Here is a 25,588-nt window from a genome sequence, read left to right as displayed (position 1 = left end):
ATCGGAGATTGGCAACAGCGTCAGACGTTGCGGTCGGTGAAATGAACATCCAGCCGGATGTTTTCCGGCTCGTTGATCGCTGCCAGGTACTCGTCTACGGTGATTTCTCCGACGCAGGCCCGTGCGCCCGGTTGTGGGCGATAGCCACCGGCCATTTTGCTGCTCAGCGCGACGGCAGCACTGCCGGGGATCTCCGGGCCCTTGTCGTTCAGTGCAGTCAATTGCGCACGCATGTACAACGGCTGGCCGGCGAGGTCGACGCCATCGACATCGATGTACATCGCGCTCTTTCGATCACCCCACTGTTCAAAGCGCGCGCCCCAACGGTACAGGCGCTCGGCCCACGACGCAGGATCGCGCAGCAGCCCACAGCGAATCGCCAGCGCCAGCAGCCAGGTCGCGATGCCGCCGGCCTTGAGCGCGGAGCCGGCCTTGAAACTCAGATGCTGCGCGGCATAGCGTGTCGCGAATACATCCAGGTCCGGGACGTCGACATTGGCCACCAGCCGTGTGCCCATGCCGGGCATCCGGCGCAGGGTCAGGTCCATCCAGCCATGGACTTCGTGGACCTTGCCGTTGCGCAGTTGCCTGATCGGCCGCCCGGCATTGGCCAGTACGCCACGTACGGTCGACAGACCGGGCATTTTCGCTGCCGAGGAGATGCCATGCTCTATCGAATCGATGCGCAGAAAACGCTGGCGATGCTGATCGATGATGGCCGCCGAAAGCGTCGGCACCGAGCTGCAACCGCTCAGCACGCTGACACCTGCCTCACGCGCCTGGGCATCGAGGCTGGCGATACCGGCGACAAATGCCCGGCAATCCGCCAGGTCGCAATAATTCACACCCGCCTCGATGCAATGCCGGGCCACGGCATACGACTGCCCCTGAAAAGGCCCCGCCGTGTGGATAAGCAGATCAATGCCCAATTCACCCAGCTCACTGCCCGCGCCGTCCTGCATGATGTCCACGCACCAGCTCTCGCAGAATCTGCCAGCCAGCGTTTGCAGTGCGGCAACCTTTTCCGCCAGCTTGCGCGGGTCGCGACCGGAAATGACCAGTTCGATGTCCGGCATCATCGCCAGATGATTGCAGATAAGGCTGCCGAAGTTGCCGTAGCCGCCGATGACCAATACGCGAAATGCCATTGACTCGTCCCTGACCTGCAGAAGGATGTGACCCTGCCTCGTTGCGCCACGATTGCCGTGAGCAATGGCAATGAAATGCGCGTGCATTATTGATCATTGGCCGCAGGCCGGGTACAAAACCCTGTGCCTTTTTTGATTGTCCCGGGAGCAACGGATGCTGGAACTACACACCGAACGACTTTATCTGCGGACCCTGCTCGCCAGCGACTGGCCGCTGTTTTTCAGGCTGCACTCCGAGCCCGAGACCATGCGCTACGTATTCGGAGAAATCGAAGAAGCGCAGATCCGCAAAGGCTTCGATCATCGCCTCCCCGACTGGACGCCGGAGTCCGATCACTGGCTGTGCCTGGTGGTCACCGACACACAAAACGATGCAGAGCTGGGGGTCAGCGGCTTTCGCATCCTGTCGCCGGGTCATGCCGAAGTGGGCTGTCTGTTACTGCCGGAACATCAAGGCAAGGGCTTCGGCACCGAGTCACGCCGCGCAATCATCGACTACGCAACTGCCATCGGCCTGGATTCACTGGAATCGACCGTGACCGACGGCAACATCGCCTCCTGCAAGGTTCTGGAGAAATGCGGCTTTACCTTCGAGCGCCGTGTCCCGCAGGCCTATCAAATCGGCGATCAGTGGTTCGACGACCTGATATACCACCTGCCACTGCGCTGATGAAGCAACTGACCGGCGTTCGCCGGTCAATCGCAAACACCTTCAGGCCTGGGGCCGCCCTCCGAGAATCGTCACTCGCTCGCCATAGCGCGAGTGTGGGAAGTAATCCCACACCGCGTGATGCTGGGTGCAGCGGTTATCCCAGAACACCAGCGTGTTCGGTTCCCAGCGCACGCGGCAACTGAGGCAGGGTTCGCGGGCGATCAGATCGAACAGCATATTCAGTACGGTGCGGCTCTCGCCGGGCGAGAGTTGCACGATATGCGAGGTGAACCCGGAATTCACGAATAGGCTGCGGCGCCCGGTTTCAGGGTGACGAACCACCACTGGGTGTTCGCTTTTCGGAAGGTTGGCGGGCGGCTGATAGCCTTTCCACGGAATCTCGCCATCGTGAATGGCTGTCAGCCCGCCGAGAAACTGCTGCATCGCCGGCGAGAGCATTTCAATGGCCAGGTGCATGTTGGCAAACAGTGTGTCGCCGCCGGTGCCGATGGCGGGGGTTTCCTTGACGTACAGCATCGAGCCCATCGACGGCTCCAGATCAGCGGTGCCGTCGGTGTGCCATAGCTCGCCCGCAGCGAAACGCGATTGCGCATTGGCGCGCACCACGACCAGTTCCGGGTCATCGCCATCGATGCTGTCCACCGGCAAGGCGCGCAACGGACCAAACAGTCGACCGAACGCCTTGTGCTGTTCGACCGTCAGGTGCTGATCGCGAAACACCAGCACATGATTTTCCAGAAAGGCCCGGCGAATTTCTGTCAACTGCTCCGCACTGGGTGGCTGCGACAGATCGACACCGCTGACCTCGGCACCGATGATCGGTGTCAGGCGGTCGACCGTGATGCTCTGATACGGCGCACGCACGGCGCCTGCGATGCCTTCTATGGCCTTGAGTGCCATTTGATCCATGATCCCTCACCTTCAGGTTGTTGGCATGGCCGATCACCATGCCCGTGGTTCGTTTGCGGGGACATAAGCCCCGCCTGAAAAGCCTGCCGCTGACGTTCAGCCCTGCTCCGCCGACAGATCGGCATTGATCATCTCGGCCATCACCTGCGCCCAGGGCGCTGCGACAATGCCGTAGTGATCGGTGTCCAGTGCTTGCCAGCTCAGCAGGTGCGGCAACAGCCCTTGCCAGGCCCGCTGCAGATCGGCCATCCGCCAGGCGCTGCCCATGCCATAAGGATTGGGCTGCGTGGCAATGAATAGCCGCACGGGAGTGCGCGACAACGCCACGGGCCGGTGGCCCGCCATGCTCGCCATGTTGTTCTGGCAGCAGACAATCAGGCTTTGCAGGTAACGCGATGTGTCTTCGCTGGTCGTGCCGGTGGCTGTGTTGAGGCCGCGCCGTGCAGAAAACTCGCGCTGGAAGACCTGCTGAATCTGCGCTTCACCGATCTGCGCCAGCTCGTTACCCGCATCCGGCGCGGGGGGATCGATCAGGTACAACAACGGCTGCTCGCAATCCTCCGTCAGCAGGCTGCACATCGCCTGCGTCACCCATGCGCCGAACGACCAGCCAGCCAGACGCCATGCCGTGCCGTCGGGGTGATGGGCCTGCAACGCCTTGAGATACAGCTGCGCGCGCTCATCCACGCTGATGTTCGGCAGTTCGGGCAGGCGCAAGGCCGGATCGGCGATCACCCACACGCCCAGATCAGGGTGCAGCGCCGAGGCCAGCTCGCGATACGCCTGCACGTCGCCACCCACCGGGTGAATCAGATACAGGCGCTCGCGGCCCGCGCCCGCATGCCACTGATCGATCCTCACTGCATCAGCCCACTGGTTTTCGTCCGCAGCCGGTTCGGGCACTGACGTCCGCACCAGCGCCAGCACCTCGGCCAGGCTGACCTTGTGGCTGAACTGCGACAACTGGAAGACCACGCCAGTCGCGGCCTGCAGTTCGTCGATCAGGTCCAGCAGGGTCAGAGAATCGGCGCCCAGCTCATAGAGCGAGGCATCCGGCTGCAGCGCACTCACGCCGAGCCATTTGCACAGGCAGTCATGCAGATGCTCGGGCAGACGGTCCGGCGCTGCAGTGTCTGCCGCCAGCACTGGCGCAGTGTCGGCCAGCGTCGAACCTGCGCTGTGGCGAACCGGGTAAAACTGTCGCGCCGTGTCCGGATCGGTGGTCGAGATCAGCAGTTGCGGCAGTTGAGCCGTCATGGCTGCATCGAATACCCGGCAACCCTCCTGTGCCGACATGCCGACCGCCAGGTGTCGCTGATGCGCGTCATCCCCGACACCACTGGCAGCGGCCATGCCGACATCGCGCCAGATGTCCCAGTTGATGCCCAGACGCACACAGCCATTTTCGGCATGCGCACGGTGGTGGGTAAAACCGTCAAGCACGGCACTCGCGGCGGCATAGTCCAGGTGCCCGGCGCCGCCGAACAGTGCCGACATCGAAGAGCTGTACAGCACGAACCCCGGCGTCATCTGCTCGATCAACGCTTCGACCGCCAGCATGCCGCGGGTCTTGCTGGCCATCGCCTCAGACAGCACCTGAGCATCGCGCTGACGGATCAGACTGCCTGCTCCGGTGCCAGCCGCGTGAATCACGCCGTCAAAGTGACCATAACGCTCACGCAAGTGTTCCAGCACCGTGGGCCAGCGCGCCAGGTCGGCAATATCCGCAGCGATGCTGTCGATGCGCGAAGCATAGGCGTGCAGTTCTTTCGGGCACCCGCCACCTCGCGACAGCAGCACTACCCGGCGCTGGCTGGATCGCAGCAGGTGTTCACACAAGGTACGACCGATGCCGCCTGTGCCGCCCAGCACCAGGAACGTGCCGTTCGCCGGCAGCAGATTCGAAGCCGCCGTCGGAGCCGCCAGCGGACTGGCCAGCAGCTGTGGCTGCCACAGATAACCATCACGAATGGCCATGCGTCGCGGCAGCGACGCCGGTTCGGCAAGCAGCGCTGCGAGGTGCGGAGCTTGGGTGCTCAACTGCGCCGTGGGCAGGTCCAGCCAGTGACAGCGTATTGGGTACTCCTGCGGCGCCACTTCGGTGATACCGGCCAGCGCCGCCAGTTCCGGGCGCATGACCTGGCCGTTCACCGGGCACGCTCGCCAGGACAGCAGCCAGAGCCGCAGGGCGGTCTTCTGTGCGTTCTGCCCCCAGGCCTGCAACAACGCGCTTAGCGTATCCAGACAGGCCCATTGCGCGGCCGCCAGGCTTTGCTCGTCAACCGCCCCGCCCACCGACAGCGGCAAGGCATGCAGCCAGTCCAGTTCGGTCGCCGTCTGCCCACTCTGATCGAGCGCACTGATCAATCGACCCAACGCCACAGGGTCCAGCGGGTCGAGCTCATAACGATTCGGGCCAAGCTGCTGGTAGCCATTGCCGGCCTGCACCTCAATGACGTGCCGATAGACGCTCTGCAGGCTGCCAAGCGTGGTGGCATCCAGACGCTCATGGCTGCACACCACCAGCACTTCACGACCCTCGCCAGTCGGGTTTGTACGCAGACGGTTTACCCGCTGCCACTGACGCTGATAGAACCAGTCCGCCAGCGGCTGGCGCTCGACGACTGACGATTTCTGCAGCTCGGTGCGAGCGGCCGCTTTGAAGCGAAAGGTCTGCAGATCGAATGCCGACGGTGGCAAGTCCCAGGGTGGCGGCGCCGAACCGGTCGACCCTTCGATACTGGCCCCCGCATACCAAGCGTCCAGCAGGGCCTGCGGCGAATGCTCGCTGGCGTTTACTCGCACGTCAGAAAGCTTCACCTCCTGGATCGACGAGGCTTGCAGGCGCGGCGTCTGACCGGGCGGGCAGATCATCGCGAAGCGCCAGGGCAACGCGCGTCGACCGTTTTGCAGGTAACGCAGCAACGCGGCCTGCTGCTCGGGAAAGGCGTTGAGCCAGGCTTCAATCGCCAGCATGTCCCGCTCCAGGGCAGTACGGCTGTGCGCTGACAGCAGCAGGCACGCCGGGCAATCCTCGACGCGGTCTGTCTGCTGCGGCGCGGCGCCGACAATCACATGCGCGTTGGTGCCGCCGATGCCGAAACTGCTGACCCCGGCCAGACGCCGACGCCCCTCGGGCCAGGGCCGTGAGGTGCTGGGTATGTAGAATGGCGAGCGCTGCAGATCGACTTGAGGATTGATTCGGGCAAAGCCGAGGTTGGGCGGGATCACTCCGTGGAACACGGCAAGCGTCGCGCGAATCAACCCGACCACGCCGGCAGCCGCGCCCAGATGACCCACCTGGCTTTTCACTGAAGCCAGTGCGCAACTGGCGGCCGGCGCCGCGCCGAACGCCTTGGTCAAGGCAGCCACTTCAATCGGGTCGCCCAACAGTGTGCCGGTACCGTGGGCCTCGATGTAGCCCATGTCGGCGCCACTGACCCCGGCCTTGCGCAACGCCTCGCTGATCACAGCACTCTGCCCCGCCACCGACGGCGCGGTGTAACTCATCTTGGCGCGGCCATCGTTGTTCAGCGCAGAGGCTTCGACCAGTGCGTAGATCCGGTCGCCGTCGGCCTGGGCACGGTCCAGCGGTTTAAGTACTACCACACCATAACCGCTGGCACCGATGGTGCCGCTGGCGTCGTCACTGAACGGGCGACACAGCCCGTCGCGGGAAAAAATGTGCTGTGGACGATAGCGGTAGCCATCGGTCAGAGTCCGGTCGATCAACACCCCGGCGGCCAACATCACGTCACTGTCGCCCTGACGCAGCATCGCCGCGGCCAGGTGCACGGCAATCAGCGAGCTGCCGCATGCCGCCTGGACGCTGAGTGCCGGGCCGCCGAGGTCGAGGTGGTAAGCCGCCTTGGTGGCCAGAAAGTCCTTGTCGTGGTGCAGCGCCATCTGAAAGCCGTCCGGCAGATCACCCTCAGCGGTTTCTCGCAGCATTTGCTGGAAATACGTGGTTTCGCCGCAACTGGCGATCAGGCCGATGCGCGGACCGTCGGCTTTGGGCGTGAGCCCGGCATGTTGCAATGCCTGCACACAGCCCATCAGCAGGTGCCGCTGTTGCGGGTCCATCAACCGTGCTTCCTGCAGGCTGATGCCGAAATACTCGGGATCGAAATCCAGCAGGCCGGTCAGTTGACTGCGCGCTCCGACCAGCCCTTCGGCGGCGTCGAACTGCTCGATGCCCAACCGGTTTCCTTGGACCATCGCCCAGAACTCGGCGAGGTTGCTCGCCCCGGCCACATTCACCGACATGCCGATGATCGCCATGGGTTGTTCGCCAGCCTTGGCACCTCGCTCATTGCCCTCAGCAGCCGCGGGCATTTGCCCTGCTGGTAAGGACAAATGCTGCGCCAGGCGACGCACGCTGACATGCTCGAACAACGCTGCCATTGCCACCGGCTGCGGCAGTGCTTCGTTGTAACGGGCGTGCAGGCGCATCAGGCCAAGGCTGGTGGCGCCGGCTTCGAAGAAGGTCTGATCAGGCTCGATGTCGCGACCGATGACCGCCACGAACAACTCGCTCAATTGCTGTTCAAGTGCGCTCAACGGCGCCGCAGGCAGCCCGGTGCGCTGCCGTTGCAACACCTCGCCCAGATCTCCCAGCGCCCTGCGATCAACCTTGCCGCTCGGCGTGCGCGGCCAGGTGACAACCCGCCGGTACTCGTCAATACGCACATGCGCTGGCAGGTGCAGGCTGATCTGTCGGTCAAACTGCTGTGCATCGGGCAGCGTACCCTCGCTGTGCAACCAGGCCACCAGCCGGGGCGGCTCACCCTGCGTGGCCACCACCGCGTTGCTCACCTGAGCGACCTGCATCAGCGCGGCCTCGATCTGCCCCAGTTCAAGACGCTGGCCACTGATCTTGATCTGCTGATCGTCCCGACCCAGGTAGTGCAGGCAGGCGTTTTCATCAGCCCGCGCAAGATCCCCGGTGCGATAGAACAGGGTCATGCCCTCAGCTTGCGGCAACTCGACAAAGCGCGCGGCATTCAGCACCGGGTCAGCGAGGTAGCAGCGCGAAATCATCGGCCCTGCCACCAGCAGATAGCCCTGACTGCCACGCGGCACCGGCCGGTCGTGTTCATCCACCAGCAGCAGACGTGCATTGCTCACTGCACGCCCGATCGGCGCGCGCAGCGGCCAGTCCTGAACCGCCGCAGGCAAGCGCCAGGCGCTGACCACGTGGGTTTCGGTCGGGCCGTAATGATTGAACAGCCGTGCCTGGGGTATGCCGCCGAACCAGTTGCGCAATGCCTCGGTGCACAGCAGTTGCTCGCCCGCCGTGATCACTTCGCGCAACGCCTGCGGATACACGCCCTGGCTGACAGCGGTCTGCGCCAGATGCTGCAAGGCCACGCATGGCAGGAACAACCGCTCGATGCGCGTCTGCACCAGATAGCTCAGCAATGCCTGGGCATCCTGCCGCCAGCGCGGGTTGATCAGGTGGTAACAGCCTCCGCCGCAGAGGGTGCTGAAAATCTCCTGAAACGACACATCGAACGACAGCATGGAGAATTGCAGGGTCACGGACTTCGCTGGCAACTGCCCCTCATTGCGCTGCCAGTGCAACAGATTGCAAAGGGTCCGGTCCGGCACCTGAACCCCTTTCGGGGTCCCCGTCGAACCGGACGTGAACAGCGTGTACAACGGTCGTTGCCCCGCGTGACGGCGACGCTCGAACGGTCGCGCCGCAGCGCTCAGGTCGACCTGATGACAGATCTGCCGGTCTGCGTTCAATTGCTCCAGTGCCGCCTCGGTGGCCGCGCTGTACAGCACACAGCCGGGCTGTGCCTGCTGCATGACCTGACGCTGCACCGCCAGCGGATAGCCAGGATCGAGGGGCACAGCCGTCAGGTTGAGCCTGGCCAGCGCCAGCAAGGCCACGATGTGCTCGACCGACGCCTCGAGGTACAGGACCACTTGCAGCGGCGCACCATTTTCCTCCGGCAACGGACACTGCTCGATCAGGGTGGCCGCCAGCGTATCGGCCAGTGCATCCAGTTCGGCGTAGCTGATGCACTGCTGATCGACGACCAGTGCCGGAGCATCCGGCGTGCAACTGACCTGATAGGCGAACCAGTCGGCCACGGTGTTGAACGGCGGCTCAGCGCTGTCGCCCTGACTGGCGGGCGGCAGGCTGAAGCGGTAAGGCGTGAGCAGCGCATCGAGGGTGGCCAACGGCTTCTCCAGTAGCAGATCAAGCCCCTGTTGCAACAGCCGATTGACGGCGACCATTTGTGCCGCATCGAAATAACTGCACTGGTACTCCCACCAGCATTCCAATTGTGACCCGGCATCGACCACCAGCAAGGTCAGCGGGCACTTGGCCTGCACCGTCTCGTTGAATTCCAGCGTGGCCCGCAGGCCGGTATGGGCCAGCCTGGCGTAGTCGGTGTTTTCCAGTACGAACATGAAATCGAACAGCGCACTGCTCGACGACAGCCGCAGGTCTTCCACCAGGTCCGCCAGAGCGACGTCCTGCAAGGCAAGCACCTCACGCACTGTGGCGGTCTGCTGATGCAGCTGCTGGTCGAGCGGCTTGTCGCCGTCGAACGCCGTGGGGATCAGCACGGTGTTGGCGAACATCCCGATTGCGTCTTCGAATTCGCTCAGAGGACGGTTGGATACCGGGCTGGCGATGCGTGGCCGTTCACAACCGGTCAGGGCGTAAATGCTCCAGGCATAAACGCTGAACAGCACCTCATAACGAGTGACACGCTGGCGGCTGCAAAACCGATCCAGTGCAGCACTGCGCGTGGCTCCCAGCGGCTGACGATAGAGCCGTGCCTGCGGGTCTGGCTCACGAACCGGTAGCAGCGCGGGCGAAGGCGCCGGGTGCTGACCGTGCAACCCGGCCAGGGCGCGGCGCTGATCGCGGTAACGCGGGTCGACACGCCATTGCCGTTGCCAGAGTGCGAACTCCAGCGTGCCCAGACCGGGCGAGGTTTCGGCACTCGGCCGCCCCTGCAGCGCATCGTCGTACAGTTGCACCAGATCATCGAACAACAGGTTCATCGACCAGCCGTCGATGGCCACGTGGTGCAGGTTCAGCAGCAAGCGACAGCTGCCATCGGCAAACGGCAGCAGCCAGGCCTTACACAGCGCCGATGTTGCCAGATCGAAAGGTGTGCCGAACACCAGGGCTGCAAAGCTGCGCCAGGTCTGTTCACTGAACGCTCCTGTGGCAAAGGTCTGGCACACCGCGTCCCGTTGGTGAACCTGCTGATGCAGACCGTCGGCAGCGGACACGAACGCCGTGCGCAGCCCGCTGTGCCGAGTCAGCAGGCGCTGCACGGCGTCGGCCAATGCGTTCAGCTCCACGCCTGCCGCCAGGTGCAGGATGATTGGCACGTTGTAGGCCGTCGCCTGCGGCGCGCGCTGCTGCATCAACCACAGGCGACTTTGCTCGGCAGTGGCCGGCGCACGCCCTGAACGGTTGACGGGCGGCGCGGGCGGATAGGCAGATTCCGCACCCTGATCATCGCCAAGGCGCTCGGCCAGTGCCGAAAACGATTCGCTCAGCAGCGCACCCAGGGTGATTTCCCGGCGCCAGTGTGTGCGGATTGCAGAGCGCAAACGCATGGCCTTGAGCGAGTCGCCGCCGCTGCCCAGCCAGTCATCCTCGCCGTTCAGCTCAGGTTGCGCCAGCAACCTGCGGGCCTGGGTCAGCAGCCAGTCCAGCGTGGGCGAGTGTTGCTCGTCAGGACGTGAACCGGCCTGTGGTCGCCACGGCTTCAAGGGCTGCTCCAGCAGCGCACGCTGATCGATCTTGCCATTGCGGGTCAACGGCAGGCGCTGCAGCACAAACAGTTGATGCGGGCGCATCCATACCGCCAGGTTTTCGCGCAGGTGCTGATCGAAATCGCGATAGTCCAGCGCTTCGCGCGGCACGATGAAGGCCAGCAACTGGTGGTCTTCAGCTGCCTGCCTGCGCGTACAGACATGCACCTGCGCCACCTTCGGGTGCTCCAGAATACGCTGCTCGACCTCGCCCGGCTCGATGCGAAAACCGCGGACCTTCACCTGACGGTCAATCCGCCCCAGGTACTCGATCAGCCCGTCGGCATTGACCCGCACCTGATCGCCGGTTCGGTAATGCAGCACGTCACCGGCCTCGATTGTCGGCAGGCGCAGGAAATGCTGCGCGGTCTCTGCGGGACGGTTGCGGTAACCGCGTGCGATCCCGCTGCCGCTCAGGTAAAGCTCACCCGCCTCGCCTTGAGCAACCGGGCGCTGTTGCGGGTCGAGCACTTGCACGCCGGTGTCGGGCAATGGCCGACCGATCGGCACCGCATCACCGGAAAAGTCGCGGGGGATCGGATAGCACACGGCGAAGGTGGTGCATTCAGTGGGTCCGTAGGCGTTGAAAATCCGGCAGCGGCTGTCGGGATTGGCCTGATACCAGGCACGCACCGCCGCGGCGCTGACCTGCTCACCGCCGATCAGCACCTGGCGCAGGCTGGCGAAACAGGTGGGGTTATCTGCGCTCAAGGTGTTGAACAGCGAAACGGTCATGAACAGGCTGTCGACCCGCTGCGTTTCCAGCACGCTGGCCAGCTGTTGCGCGTCCTGCAGGTCTGCGTCGGCAATGATGACGCAGCAACCGCCGTTGAGCAGCGGTGCCCACAGTTCGAAATTACAGGCATCGAACGCCGGGTTGGACAGGCAGGCCACGCGCTCGCCTGCGCGAATGTCGAGGCAGCCGTCGGTCCGGGCCAGACGCAACAGGCCGCGCTCGCCCACCTCCACAGCCTTCGGGGTGCCGGTGGTGCCTGAGGTGTAGAACAGGAAACTCGACGCAGCGAAATCCTCGGGCAGCGGCAGTGCCGGTTGATCGGGGAATTCCAGCAGGGTTTCGACGCTGACGTACCAGCCACGTTGTGGCGCTGCCAGGGTGTCCGCGTCTTCGCCGAGGGTCACCAGCCCGACGCAACCCCCGTCGTCGAGCATCAGCTGTCGACGCCGGGCCGGGCTGGCCCGATCCAGCGGCACCACCACAGCCCCGACTTTCAGCACGGCGATTATCGTGGCGACCCATTGCCAGCCGCGCGGCATGCACAGGGCAATCGGCTCCGCAGGGCCTGCGCCTTGTGCCAGCAGCCCTTTGGCGATGCGTTCACTGGCGCTGGCCAATTGCGCGTAGGTCAGCCGTACCTGCCGGTCGATTACGGCGAGCGCCTGAGGATTACGGCGTACCTGCTCGGCAAAACGCGACAGCAGGGTCATGGAGTTGCGGGCGATGTTCTCCTCGTGCCGACTCATCATTGCGCCTCCTGCGTGTCGAAACGTTGCAACTCTTGCCTGAGCGTCTGCGAGACACGATGCACCTCGGCACTTTCCAGCATGTCCCAGTGCCCGCCGTGCACCAGCCGGGCCTTGTAACCGTCACCCGCGCGGCGACGCCAGAAGCTGCGCAGCTCATGCAACTGCGTGCGGCTGAAGCCTTCACGGGCCTGAATCAACACAATGCGTCCGGCGTGTGGCGCACACTCGTAAGCGGCCATAGCCAGACGGTTGTAGTTGTAGAGGTGGAAATACCGCTCGACCTGCGCGTCTTCGATGCCGGGGTACATGCCGTTGAAGCGCACCAGCTTGTCGCGGAACTCAGCCATGTCCACCGTCCCGATCTGTTGCCGGAACCCCGGGTCATCCGAGCCCTGGGTATCAAGCAGCACCACCGTCACCTGACGATGGCCGGCAGCCGTCAGACGCCGGGCCATTTCGTACGCCACCAGACCACCGAACGACAGCCCGGTGAGCACCAGCGGTTGTGAGGTCAACGCCGCGATCCGCCGCAGATAGGCGTCGGCCATCGCTTCAACGCTCGGCTCGGTGCTTTCTCCAGGGTTCAACCCCGGCGATTGCACACCGTAAACACCGATGCTTTCCGGCAGCTCCTTGGCCAGCGACAGGTAGCAGAACGCCGTGCCGCCCGCCGGGTGAATGCACACCACGTTGCGTTGCCCGGCACCGCGCCGGAATTCGATCAGGTTGTCCTGCGCCGCGGCCAGGCTGGCGCCGGTACGCAGCCAGCCGCCCAGCGCCTCGATGGTCGGGTGGCCGAGGATCACACGCACAGGCACCTCGACGCTGAACGCCCGGCCAATTTCGTAGGCCATCTTGATCGCCGCAATCGATGTCCCGCCGACGTTGAAGAAGTTGTCGCGAATGCCGATCTGCGGCACCAGCAGCAGGTCTTTCCAGATCTGATACAGGGTCAGCTCGATATGGTCTCTGGGGCTGCCGAGGTTGCCCTGCCGGTCGGCCAGATCCTGATCGGCCAGTGCCGCCAGTGCGGCACGGTCGATCTTGCCGTTGACCGTCAGCGGCAAGGCGTCCAGCCACAGATAAGCGCTGGGCATGACGGCGCTGGACAGAGTCGTTGCCAGGTGCGCACGCAGTGCGGATTTGTCCACTGCGCTGTCGGTGACGCAGCACGCCACCAGGCGCTGGTTCTGCGCGCTGTCACCGACGATCAACGCCACACTGGTGCGAATACCGGGGAACAGGTCGAGCCGCGCTTCGATTTCACTCAGTTCCAGGCGAATGCCGCGCAACTTGACCTGAAAGTCGTTGCGACCGATAAACTCCAACTGACCGTCCGGACGATAACGCGCCAGATCGCCGCTGCGGTACAACCGGTCACCGGCAACGAACGGGTTATCGATAAACCGTTCGGCAGTCAGCTCGTCCAGCCCCAGATAACCCCGTGCAACGCCGACACCACCAATGTGCAACTGACCGGTGACCCCGGCCGGCACCGGCGCATCACGCTCGTCGAGCACGTAAAAACGGGTGTTGGCGATGGGCCGGCCAATGGGCAATTGGCGCGGCGGAACGTCGGCACCGGGCTCCAGCGTCCAGACACTGCTGATCACTGTGGTTTCGGTCGGACCATAGACGTTATGCAGGCGGGCATGTGGCAGACGCGCCTGAAACAGCCTGGCCACTGCGGGTGACAGCTCCCCGCCGCCACTGAACACATCCTTCAGGGTGTGACAGGCGCTGACCTCTTCGACCTCCAGAAACAGTTGCAACATGGCCGGCACGAACACCATCGCGGTGACGCTTTGTTCGCGTACCACCTGCGCCAGGTAACCGGGCTCGAAATGCCCGCCGGGACGGGCGATGACCAGCCTGCCCCCGGTGAGCAACGGCCAGAAGATCTCCCAGGCCGAAGCGTCGAAACCGAATGGAATCTTGTGCAGCATGCTCCCGCGTTCGCCGCAGAACCGCTGACACCAGAGCAGCAGGTTGCTCAGCCCGCGATGCGTGACCATCGCCCCCTTGGGCAGCCCCGTGGTGCCGGAGGTGTACAGCACATACGCCAGATGGTCGGCGTTCACCGCAACACGCTGCGGCTGCGGATTGTCCGACGGGCACTCGGCCCAGAGCACGGCATCGGCCTGCACGTCGAGGATCGGCACCTCGAAATCCGCACCTTGCAGGGCCTCGCGCAGGATCTTGCGCGTCGGCCCTTGGGCAAGCAGTACTACCGGGGACGTGTCATCGAGAATATGCCGCAGGCGCCCTGACGGATAATCCGGGTCCAGCGGCACATAGGCGCCCCCGGCCTTGAGCACCGCCAGCAAGGCCACCGGCAGTTCCAGCGAACGTTCGATACACACCGCCACGCGCACGTCCGGGCCGACGCCGAGGGTGAGCAAGTGATGCGCCAGGCGGTTGGCCTGACTGTTGAGCTGGCTGTAGCTCAGCGATCGACCTTCGAAGATGACCGCACACTCGGCCTGCCAACGCGTGACCTGAGCTTCGATCAGACGATGCACGCAATCGGCGGGCTGGGCCAGCGGTGCCGGGCTGTTCCACTCATTCAGAATCTGTTCGCGTTCGGCATCGCTGATCAGCGTCAGTGCGCCGACAGGCTGCTTGGGGTTCAGCGCCACCTGTTCCAGCAGCTGACGATAATGCCCGCTCAGGCGCTCAATGCTGGTCTGGTCGAACAGGTCGGTGTTGTATTCCACCAGCAGGCTCAGCACACCGTCGCGCTCGACCCATTCGAACGCCAGGTCGAACTTGGCCGTGGCGCTCCCGGTGCCGTATGGCGTCATGCTCAGGCCCGGCATCTGTGCGGCGTTGCCCGGGGTGTTCTGCAACACCATCATCACCTGAAACAGAGGCGAATACGCGGTATCGCGTTGCGGGTTGACGGCTTCCACCACGCGGTCGAAAGGCACATCCTGATGCGCATGGATATCCAGCAGCGTGGCGCGTACTTCGCGCAACAGCTCGGCAAAGGTCTGCTGCGGATCGAGACGCTGGCGAATCACCTGAGTGTTGACGAAATGGCCGATCAGCGGCTCGATTTCGGGACGGCTGCGGTTGGCGAATGGCGTACCTATGCACAGGTCCCGCTGACCGCTGTGGCGCCAGAGCAAAACCGACAGCGCGCCGATCAGCACGTTGAACAGCGTGCCTTGGGTCTGTCTGGCCAGCGCATTGAGCGCACGCAAGGTGGTGCCGTCGACCGTCGAGCTGAAGGTCGCCCCGACGTAGCGCTGCACGGTCGGACGCGGCCGGTCGGCAGGCATGTCGAGCAGCGGCGGCGCATCGGCCAGCGTGCGCTGCCAAAACTCCAGCTGCCCGGCCAGCGCCTCGTCGCCCAGACGCTGTTGCTGCCAGCAGGCGTAATCAGCGTACTGCACCGCCAGCGGCGCCAGACTGGACGCCTGACCGCGCAGAAAATCGCCATACACGGTAGTCACTTCCTGAAGGATCACGCCCATCGACCAGCCATCGGCAATGATGTGGTGCACGCTGTACAACCAGAGATATTCCTCATCCGCCAAACGCAGCAGCGAGGCCCGCAGCAACGGGCCGCCGGCCAGGTCAAACGGCGCTTTGGCCTCCTGCTCCACCGCCATGCTGACCTGCGCTTGGCGCGCCGTCGGCGACAGGTTACGCAGGTCGACACGTGGCATCACCAGCGGCATAGCCGGGTGCACGATCTGCCGTGGCTCGCCGTCCACGCTGGCAAACGTGGTGCGCAATATTTCATGGCGCGTGATCAATTCGTTCAGCGCCCGCTCCAGCGCCGATACATCCAGCACGCCTTTCAGCCGCACCGCAGTGGGCACGTTATAGAACGCATTGCCCGGTTCCATCTGATCGAGAAACCACAGCTGGCGTTGTGAAAACGACAGCGGAACAGCCGTTTGCCCGGCGGCACGCCGAGGAATCGCGGCCGGGTCGGTGCCGCTCAGCAAGGCAATCAGCTCTGCCTTGTGCTGCTTGAGCGCCTGCAACATCTCGTCATTCAGAAAGCCGCGCGGCGCCTTGCAACGCAGTTTCTCGCCGTCCACTTCAAGCACCACGGCGTGGCGACCGAACAACTCCAGCAATTGATAGGCATTCATATCTCTATCTCCTCCATGTCGCTGGCGTCGTCCGTTTGATCCGCGGAAGAGGCGAACGCCTCGACCTGCGCGCGGCGTTGTTCGTCGGCAGTGCGCAGGCCGCCCACCATCGAGTAGATCAACTGATGATTCGGTCCAAGGTCGAACAGGGCCGACAATTGCTGCTCTTCGAGCGAGCCCATGCCACACAGGCCAAGGCCCTGCTCCACCGCCGTCATGGTCAACAATTGCGCCATGCCCCCGGCTTCGATATGACAGAAGTCGCGACTGCGCTCGCCATACAGCGGCCGGATCGCGGCCATGTCGGCGATGAAGAACAGCGAGAACGCGGCGTTTTCATACACCGGGCGGTTGACGAAATAATCGTAGGTGTCAGGGTCGAGCGGCTCGCTGTCGAGCATCAGCAGGCGGTGTTGAACCGGGTCGTAGTAATAGGCGCCGGCAGCGACGCCGTTTACCCGCTGCGGTTTGACGTACAGGTAGCACTGGATCGGGTACAGGCCGCCTGCGGACGGGAACTGGTATTTGACCTCGCCGTGCAATTGCCCCTGCGCCAGGCTGGCCAGTAACCCGGCAAACGCCTCGGTCGGAATGGGTCGGTCAGCGAATTGGCGTACCGAGCGGTAATCGCTGAAGCGCCGCGCGAACGCCGGATCATCCGGACGCGCAAGATTCAGCGCCGCAACCTCTGGGGTGAACGTCCGCCGACCGCGCTGGTCAGCCTTGAAGCGCGCCCGCTGCTGCGGATCCTCGATCACCTGCTCGGACGAACCCGCGCGCTGCCGAACGCTGTCGACCACACTGCCGTTGGCCAGATTCCGGCGGTACATGCCGAGCAGGTTGAGCAAGGTCGGCTGTGCCAGCAATTGCGCAACGTTGGGACGGAACTGCAGTTCGCCGGACAGCGCATTGCTGATCCTGACAATGTCGATCGAGGTGGCGCCCAGGTTGAGCAAATTGGCGTCGGCAGCGATCGAAGCACGCTTGAGCACGCCCTGCACGATCATCACCAGTTGTTGCTCCTGTGGCCCCTCCACTTCCAGCGCGGGGCCGGCATCCTGAATCTGCGCTGGCTGCGGCAGGCGCTTCTTGTCGACCTTGCCATTGGCCGACAGCGGCCACTCCTGCACGAAGGTAAACGAAGTCGGCACCATGTAGGCCGGCAGTTTGTCTGCCAGGTACTGGGCAAAATCAAGGGCCTGCAACGAGGGATCGGCCTTGAGTACATAACCCGCAAGCCGCTTCTCGCCCAGCGCTTCGCCGAGCACCCGCACCACGGCGCTCTGCACGCCGGGATGGCGATTGAGCGCCGCTTCGATCTCGCCCAGCTCGATGCGGTGCCCCTGGACCTTGACCTGGGTGTCTTCCCGCCCGAGAAACTCGATATTGCCGTCGGGCAGCCAGCGCCCCAGATCGCCGGTCCGATACAGACGTTCGCCGGTCAGCGGGTGGGCGAAGAAACTGCCGGCGCTCAGGGCTTCATCACGCCAATAGCCCTTGGCCAGACCAATACCGCCGATATACAACTGACCCGCCACCCAGGTCGGGCGAACCTGCAAGGCGTCATCCAGCACATAGAAGCGCTGGTGATCCAGCGCCTTGCCATAGGGAATACTGCGCCACGCGGGGTCGACCTGCTGCAGCGGATACTGGATCGACCAGATGGACGCTTCGGTCGCCCCGCCAAGGCTGATCAGTTGCAACGCCGGCTGCAGCGCCCAGGCACGCTCTGGCAGCGTCAGGGGAATCCAGTCGCCTGACAGCATCGCCACGCGCAGGCACGACGGCAACGCGCTGCGCTCGCCTTGCACATACTCCAGCAACATGCCGAACAAGGCTGGCACCGAATTCCACAGGCTGACCTGATGCCGCTCGATCAGCTTCAGCCAGTGCGCCGGGTCGAGGGCCTGCTGCGGTTCGAGCAACACCACCGCCGCGCCAGCGGCCAGCGTGCCGAAGAAGTCATAGACCGACAGGTCGAAACTCAGCGACGAAACCGCCAGCACCCGGTCCGCAGCGCCGACGGCAAAGCGCCGGTTGATGTCGAGCAGCGTATTCACCGCACCGCGATGATCGATGACCACGCCCTTGGGCAGACCGGTCGAACCCGAGGTGTAAATCACATAGGCCAGATCGTCCGGCGTGAGATGCACGGCGTGTAATTCGGACTGATCGCAAAGGCCAGCGTCGGCAATGATCGGGTCGCTCACGCTGATCACCTGGACCTGCGCCGGCCACTCGACACGTTGCAGCAGTGCCGGCTGAGTCAGCGCCAGGCTGGCTTCGGCGCGTTGCAGGATGTGCTCCAGACGCTCGGTCGGCAGTGCCGGGTCGAGCGGCAGGTAGGCCCCGCCAGCGTACTGGATCGCCAGCGTCGCGACGACCTGTTCCCAGCCCCGTTCCATGACCACCGCGACCAGTTGATTGGGCACCACGCCGCGACGCTGAAGCAGCGCCGCCAGTTGCCGCGCTTCGGCTCGCAGCTGGCGATAACTCAACTGCCGCTGGGTGCCGATGACCGCCAGCGCATCCGGCGCAGCGAGTGCCTGGCGATCGAACAGTTCGTGCATCAGCGCCGAGTCAAAGGGCCCGGCCTCGGGCACCGGCAAGCGTGCCAGCGGTATCAGGTCCACCGTGCCGGCGCTCCAGGCATCGGCCTGCAGCAGGCGATCCAGCAGCGCGTTGTAGGCGACAAACATCTGTTCGATCAGGCCTTGCGGAAACAACTCGTCGATGCTGTCCCAGTTGAACAGCAGGCGCCCTTCCAGCTCCAGCAACGTGTGGTCAAGCCAGACCTGCGGGGTCTGGGTGATGCTGTGTATGTGCTCGGCATTCAGGGCGTCGGCAAGATTGAATTCGGCCAGCTCAGGCGCGGCTTCCGACAGGGTGCTGTTGAACACGATCGGCATGGCGGTCTGCTGCACGCCACGGGCCTGGGACAATTCACGCAGCACGCGCACCCCGCTGACCACCGAATGGTCGATGTCTTGCCACAGCCGTGCCTGCACGGCACGCGCCTTGTCGATGAAGCTCGCGGCCCCGTCGAGATTGACCTCAAGCAAGACCAGCGAGGTGAAGTCACCGATGATTTCATCAACATCCGGGTGCAGCGGCATGCGGTTGAACAGCGGCAGGCTCAACGTGAAGCGCGGCTGCCGACTCCACAGCGCCAGCACTTCGCTGAACGCGGTCAGCAGCATCACCGACGGCGTCACGGCAAATTGCCTGGCGAGTTCCTTGAGCCGTGACCACTGCAGCGCTGAAAGCTCGCGGTCGCGGCGGGTAAAGTGCGGCTGGCTGATACTTTCCGGCTGGCACACCAGCGGCAGGTCCGGCGCAGGAGCCAGCGTGGCAACCTTCTCGCGCCAGTAGTCCAGCGCCTGTGCGTAGCGGCTGTCATTGCGCAAGCGCTGCTCGGCCAGCACGTAATCGCGAAAGGTCAGACCCGGTTCGGGCAATTGCAACTGCGGGTCGGCATAAAATGCCATCAGTTCGCGCGCCAGAATCTGCGTACTCGCGGCGTCGACGATCAGGGCATCAAGGCTGATGTGCAGATGGCTGATGCCCTCATCGAGCAACGACAGACTGAACTCGAACAACGGCCAGCGACCGGCGTCCAGGACCTGATGGGACTGACGTTCGCGGGTGTCTTGCAGGGCCTGCTGCGCGGCGTCGGCGGACAGGCCGCGCAGATCGTTGCGTGGCATGTGGTAGGTCGGCACGCTGTCGAGAACCTGCTGCGTGCCGTCGCCGAGGAACACCACGCGCAGCATGTCATGCCGCTGGATCATGCGGTTCAGCGCCTGCTCGAAACGTGGCACGTCGAGGCCGGGGATGCGCAGCTCTTCATAACCGTGGGCACTGACCCCGCCGAGGCTGACCGACGCTTCGCGGCCAAACCAGTACGCCTGCTGGATGTCGGTCAACGGAAACGGCGCGAAACGTGCGCTGCGATCAGCTTCAATCGGGGCAAAGGGTGTGTCGAGCGAAGGCCCGTCACCCCGCCCGAGCCGCACCTGCTCGGCCAGGTCCATCAGCACCGGCGTCTTGAACAGGCTGCTCAGGGACAGTTGCGCGCCCATGCGCTGGTTGATCATGTAGATCATCCGTGTGGCCAGCAGCGAATGCCCGCCCAGCTCGAAAAAGTTGTCGTGAATACCAACCTGCTGGCACTTGAGCACCTCGGCCCAGATGCACACCATCTGCCGCTCGGTCTCGTCGCGCGGTGCCACATAGGCACTGGCGGCCTGCCGCTCTGGCACCGGCAGCGCCTGACGGTCGAGCTTGCCGTTGCGGGTCAGCGGCAATTGCGCCAGCGCCACCCAGGCCGTCGGCACCATGTGTTCCGGCAGGTGGCGGTGCAGCTCGGCACGCAGCGTTTCGGCGGTTGCAGGCCCCACCACGTAGGCCACCAGACGCTTGTCGCCCGGCACGTCTTCGCGCAGCAGCACCACCGCTTCCTGCACACCGGGTTGCTGGTGCAGAAGGCTGTCGATCTCGCCCAGCTCGACGCGAAAACCGCGCAACTTGACCTGCTGGTCGATGCGCCCCAGGTACTGCACATTGCCGTCGGCCTGGAACCGCGCCAGATCCCCGCTTCGGTACATGCGCGCACCAGGCAGTGGGTTGAACGGGTCAGGCAGGAAGCGTTCAGCGCTCAGGTCCGGACGATTCAGATAACCCCGGGCCAGGCACGCACCGGCGATATACAGCTCGCCTGCCACGCCGACCGGCACCGGGTTCAGGTCGCCGTCCAGCACATACAAACGCGCATTGGCGATGGGCCGGCCAATCGGCGGTGCGTCCGGCCACTGCGTGGCGTCGTCACAGTTCAGGCTGAACTGGCTGACCACGTGGGTTTCGGTCGGGCCGTACTGGTTGTGCAGTTGTGCACCGCCAAGGCCGCAGACAAAGGCACGCAGTTCGTCGTTGACGAGCAACGCCTCGCCAGCGGTGATGATTTCGCAGCCGCCCTTTGGCAAGGGCATCGGCACCGACGCGCCGGTTTCAGTGAAACTGGCCAGTTGCTGAAGCACGGCGAACGGCAGAAACGCCCGTTGTACGCCCTCGGCCACCAGCGTCGGACGCAGCGCAGCGAGGTCCTTGCGGCCGGCTTCGCTCATCAGCACCAGGCTGCCACCCTGGCACAACGTGCTGCAGATCTCCTGAAACGACACGTCGAAATTCAACGATGCGAATTGCAGCACGCGTTGTGACGCAGGCGTTTGCTCCAGTTGCCAGGCGATCAGGTTATCCAGGGCGGCACGACTGTGCGCCACGCCCTTGGGCCGCCCGGTCGAGCCGGAGGTGTAGAGCACGTAAGCCAGGTTGCCGGGGCTGACGGGGACTTGCGGGTTGGCCTCGGAATACCCAGACCAGCGCTGCGCCTCCACGTCGAGGCAGCAGATCGGCAGCGTGTCGGGCAATGGCGGCAGACCGGCACGCAGTGCAGTCTGGGTCAGCAGCAGGCTTGGAGCGGCATCCGCGAACATGAACGCCAGCCGCTCGGCCGGATATGCCGGATCGAACGGCACGTAAGCGGCGCCGGTCTTGAGAATGGCCAGCAGGCCGATGATCATCTGCGGCGAGCGCTCCAGACACAGCCCCACGCGCTGCTCGGGACCCACGCCCTGCTCGATCAGGTAATTCGCCAGGCGGTTGGCAGACAGATTGAGCGCAGCGTAAGTCAGCGCTCGCTCATCGGCCAGCAACGCCACGGCGTCGGGTGTGTGCTGCGCAACGGCTTCGAAGCGCTTGACGCAATCGGGCTGTGCCGAGGTATCGCGCTCGGTGCGGTTCCAGTCGTGGACGATCCGTCGGTGCTGCTCGGCGTTGAGCAGGTCGAGCGTCGCCAGCGGCTGTTCGCTGTCCTCGACCATCTGCATGAGGAGGCGGCGCAGGTAGTCGCCCATCTGCACCACGGTCTCCGGCTCGAACAGCCCCGACGCGTATTCCAGGCCACCGACGATTTGTCCGTCACGTTCGCTGAGTGCCAGTTGCAGGTCGAATTTGGCCACTGGCTGGACGCTTTGCAGCACGCTGACGTCGAGCCCGGACAACTCCAGATCCGAATCCTGATGCTGCTCCCAGGCGAACAGCACCTGAAACACCGGGCTGTAAGCCAGACTGCGCGGCGGGTTGAGCAACTCCACCACTTGATCGAACGGCAAGTCCTGATGTTCCTGAGCGGCAAGCGCTACGTTGCGCGCCTGTTGCAGCCAGTTGGCCACCGTCGGGCTGCCGGAGCGGGTCATGCGCAGGGCCAGGGTATTGACGAAGAACCCGATCAACCCTTCCAGCTCCTGCTGGTTGCGGTTCGCCGAGGGCACACCGATGACCACGTCATCCTGCCCCGACAGGCGCATCAGCAGCAGCGACCAGGCCGCCAGCAGGTTCATGAACAACGTGGTGCCCTGCTGCGTAGCCAACACTCGCAGCCGTGCTGTCAGCGCGCGGTCAAAGACCAGCGGCACGAAGCCGCCGCGGTAATCCTGGGCCGCCGGACGTTTATGATCGGTGGGCAACTCCAGCAATAGCGGTGCACCGCTCAGGGTTTCATGCCAGTAGCGCCGCTGCGCGTCCAGCACCTCACCGGACAGCCACTGGCGTTGCCAGGCCGCGTAATCCACATACTGGACAGGCAACGGCGGCAGTGCCAGGGACTGCCCGAGCGCGGCCGGTTGCTGAATAGCCGCTGCGTAGAGCAGCCCCAACTCGCGGGTCAGCACGCCCATCGACCAGCCATCCGAAACAATGTGGTGCTGGGTCAGTAACAACACATGATCATCATCGGCCAGTTTGACCAGGCGGACGCGCATCAACGGCCCCACCGCCAGGTCGAACGGCTTGCTGCCCTCTGCGTCGATCAACGCCAGCAGACGCGCCTGGGCATCGTGCTCGCCGCGCAGATCGATGACTGGCAACGGAATGATCGCTCCCGCCGCCGCAACGCGCTGCCGCCCCTCGCCCTCGACCGCGAAAAACGTGGTGCGTAACGCCTCGTGGCGGGCCACCAGTTGATTGAAACTGCGCTCCAGCGCGGCCACTTGCAACGGCCCGCGCAGGCGCAGGTTCAAGGGCATGTGGTAGGCCGCGTTGCCGCCTTCCATCTGCGCCAGAAACCACAGACGCTGCTGAGCAGACGACAACATGTGTGCCCCGCTACGTTCTACAGCCATGATCGGTGGACGAGCGTCGCCCTGCTGAGCAGTGCTCAGTCGTTCGGCGAACTGCTGCAGCACGGGGACGGTAAACAGGGCTGAGGGTGACACCTCAAGATGCAGCGTCTGTCGAACCTTGGCCAATACGCGCATCACCAGCAGCGAGTGGCCGCCGAGTGCAAAAAAGTGATCCTGGCGACCGACTCGCTCGACGCCCAGCACCTCGGCCCAGATGGCCGCAATATCCATTTCCAGCGCGCCTTGCGCGGCTTCGAAAACATGCCGATCGAACGCGTCATCCCCCGGCTCGGGCAGTGCGATGCGGTCCAGCTTGCCATTGGCGGTCAGCGGCAGCGCGTCCATACGCACGAACGCGGCAGGAATCATGTAGTCCGGCAGGCTGAGCTGCAGATGCTGGCGGAGGCTTTTGGGCGTCAGCGCTGCGCCGGTCTGTTCGCGAAAGTAGGCAATCAGCCTGGGCACGCCCGCGTTGTCCTCGCGCAGCACAACCACGTTGTCACGCACACCGGCAACCTCGGCCAGACGCGCCTCGATTTCACCCAGTTCCAGGCGCAGGCCGCGCAGCTTGGCCTGCGAGTCGTTGCGCCCGAGAAACTCCAGATGGCCGTCAGCCCGATAGCGGGCCAGGTCGCCAGTACGGTACAACCGCTCACCGGCCACGAACGGGCTGTCGATGAAGCGCTCGCGGGTCAGTTCCGGCAAATTCAGGTAGCCGCGCGCTACCCCCGCGCCGCCGATGTACAGTTCGCCGGTCACGCCCTGGGGAACACGCTCGCCAGCGGTATCGAGCAGGTAAATCCGCGTGTTGGCCAACGCCCGTCCGATGGGCAGCACCGCATCGACGTGGCTGTCGGGCTCGAACTCGAAACAGGTGCTGTCGATGCTCGCTTCGGTAACACCGTAGGCCTGGACGATTTGTACATGCTCGCCACACAGCCCACGCAGTTGGCGCGCGCTGTGCGCTGTCCAGATGTCCGAGCCGCAAACCACCGTGTTCATGAACGACAGGTCGCGCCCTGCCTCCTGCGTCCAGGTCAGCAACAGGTTGAGCACCGCAGGCACGAAGTCCGCGAAATCGATGCGCGCCTCGCTCAACAGGCGATACAGCGCAGGTGGGTCCATCAACGTGTCTCGCGGACAGAGCACGAGCGTGCCGCCAAAACCCAGTGCGCGGATCAGGTCGGCGCTGAACACATCGAAGGAAAACCCGGCCATTTGCAGGTGATTGAGGGGCTTGTGCAGCGCGTACAACGGCTCCCAGGCGGCGCTGACCGCGATCAGCCCACGGTGCTCGACCATGACCCCCTTGGGCGTCCCGGTGGAGCCCGAGGTGTAGATCACGTACGCCAGATGGTGGGGCGTCAGACCAACCGCGTGCGGCTCAGGGTTGTGCGTCGGCTGCGCTGCCCACAGCCGGCTATCGGCCAGATCGAGCACCTGCGTTGCGACTCCAACCTTCTCCAGCGCCGCCAACAACGCCGCGCGCGCCGGAGCGTGGCTCAGCAGCACGCGTGGCGCGCTGTCTGCCAGCATGTGTGCCAGACGGGCTTTCGGGTACGCGGGGTCCAGCGGCACGTAGGCACCGCCCGCCTTGAGTACCGCAAGCACGCCGACCAGCATGTCCAGCGAGCGCTCCAGGCAAATCCCGACACGCACATCCGGCCCGACACCGAGGCTGCGCAGGTAGTGGGCCAAACGGTTGGCACGGGTATTGAGCGTCGCATAGTCAAGCGTGTCCAGCTCGAAGCGTGCCGCGATGGCGTCAGGCTTGCGCTGCACCTGTGCCTCGAAAAGGCCATGCACACACTGGTTTTGGTCAAATGGTTGCTCTGTATCAGGATGAGCGAAGCCCGTCCCGCGCGAGGAAGATTGGTCGACCATCAGAAATCACCGTCCGTGAGCAGATTATTTTTTTATGAGCAGACGGGAGCGCAGAGCAGCAAGCCCGTCAGGCACGGCATGAGAAATGCCGGATGAACATCGAGACTCAGGGAGAAGGTGCAGCGCGGGCTCTCGGGCTCATGTCATGACCTGACATGCAAGCGCTCGGGGGGATCGCAGAGGGATGACAGACGAACGCGGCAAGGCGCGACTCGCCTACAGAAAGGGGGGTGGCTGGCTCGTTGACGAGACTGATCGCTCTGCCCTTGGAACTGACGTTTGCATACCGCGTGACCAATTGAAACCTCATCTTCCGTTTGAGGGTCAACGACGGGGAACGGCCTGCGCCGGGGTGTCAGCGCCAGGGTGGACCCGATCGGCTGTGACTGCGGAGTCTGTGAACCCGTG

6 protein-coding genes are annotated in these 25,588 nt (G+C 64.2%); 1 reads left to right on the top strand and 5 read right to left on the bottom strand.

Features of this window, described 5'->3' with window-relative positions; translation table 11 throughout:
* Positions 1-20: 20 nt before the first annotated feature.
* Positions 21-1,148 (bottom strand): saccharopine dehydrogenase family protein, encoded by a 1,128-nt coding sequence (locus tag AO388_RS00605; RefSeq protein WP_058415960.1) that lies wholly within the window; start codon positions 1,146-1,148, stop codon positions 21-23.
* A 154-nt stretch (positions 1,149-1,302) separates the two neighbouring features.
* On the opposite strand from AO388_RS00605, the gene AO388_RS00600 reads away from it, so the two are divergent.
* A complete protein-coding gene (locus AO388_RS00600) occupies positions 1,303-1,818 on the top strand; it encodes a GNAT family N-acetyltransferase (protein WP_003371419.1) in 516 nt (171 codons plus the stop codon).
* Between the two features lie 42 nt (positions 1,819-1,860).
* Here AO388_RS00600 and AO388_RS00595 read toward each other — a convergent pair whose 3' ends face one another.
* The 4 genes from AO388_RS00595 to AO388_RS00580 all read right to left on the bottom strand — a co-directional run bounded on the left by AO388_RS00595 (position 1,861) and on the right by AO388_RS00580 (position 25,180).
* Positions 1,861-2,730, bottom strand: a complete 870-nt coding sequence (locus AO388_RS00595; RefSeq protein WP_003371417.1) for a TauD/TfdA dioxygenase family protein — start codon at positions 2,728-2,730, stop codon at positions 1,861-1,863.
* A 96-nt stretch (positions 2,731-2,826) separates the two neighbouring features.
* A complete protein-coding gene (locus AO388_RS00590; protein WP_083515741.1) occupies positions 2,827-12,009 on the bottom strand; it encodes a non-ribosomal peptide synthetase in 9,183 nt (3,060 codons plus the stop codon).
* Positions 12,006-16,118 carry a non-ribosomal peptide synthetase gene (locus AO388_RS00585; protein WP_058415909.1) on the bottom strand — a complete coding sequence of 1,371 codons (4,113 nt, stop codon included), beginning with the start codon at positions 16,116-16,118 and terminating at the stop codon, positions 12,006-12,008. The genes AO388_RS00590 and AO388_RS00585 overlap by 4 nt, the downstream gene beginning before the upstream one ends.
* A complete protein-coding gene (locus AO388_RS00580; RefSeq protein ID WP_058415908.1) occupies positions 16,115-25,180 on the bottom strand; it encodes a non-ribosomal peptide synthetase in 9,066 nt (3,021 codons plus the stop codon). The genes AO388_RS00585 and AO388_RS00580 overlap by 4 nt, the downstream gene beginning before the upstream one ends.
* Positions 25,181-25,588 lie beyond the last annotated feature (408 nt).

This window comes from Pseudomonas sp. ICMP 10191, from assembly GCF_001467335.1.
GTDB lineage: Bacteria > Pseudomonadota > Gammaproteobacteria > Pseudomonadales > Pseudomonadaceae > Aquipseudomonas > Aquipseudomonas cerasi.
The sequence above is the reverse complement of the archived record's forward strand: the minus strand, read 5'-3'. Positions and strand labels throughout refer to the sequence as shown.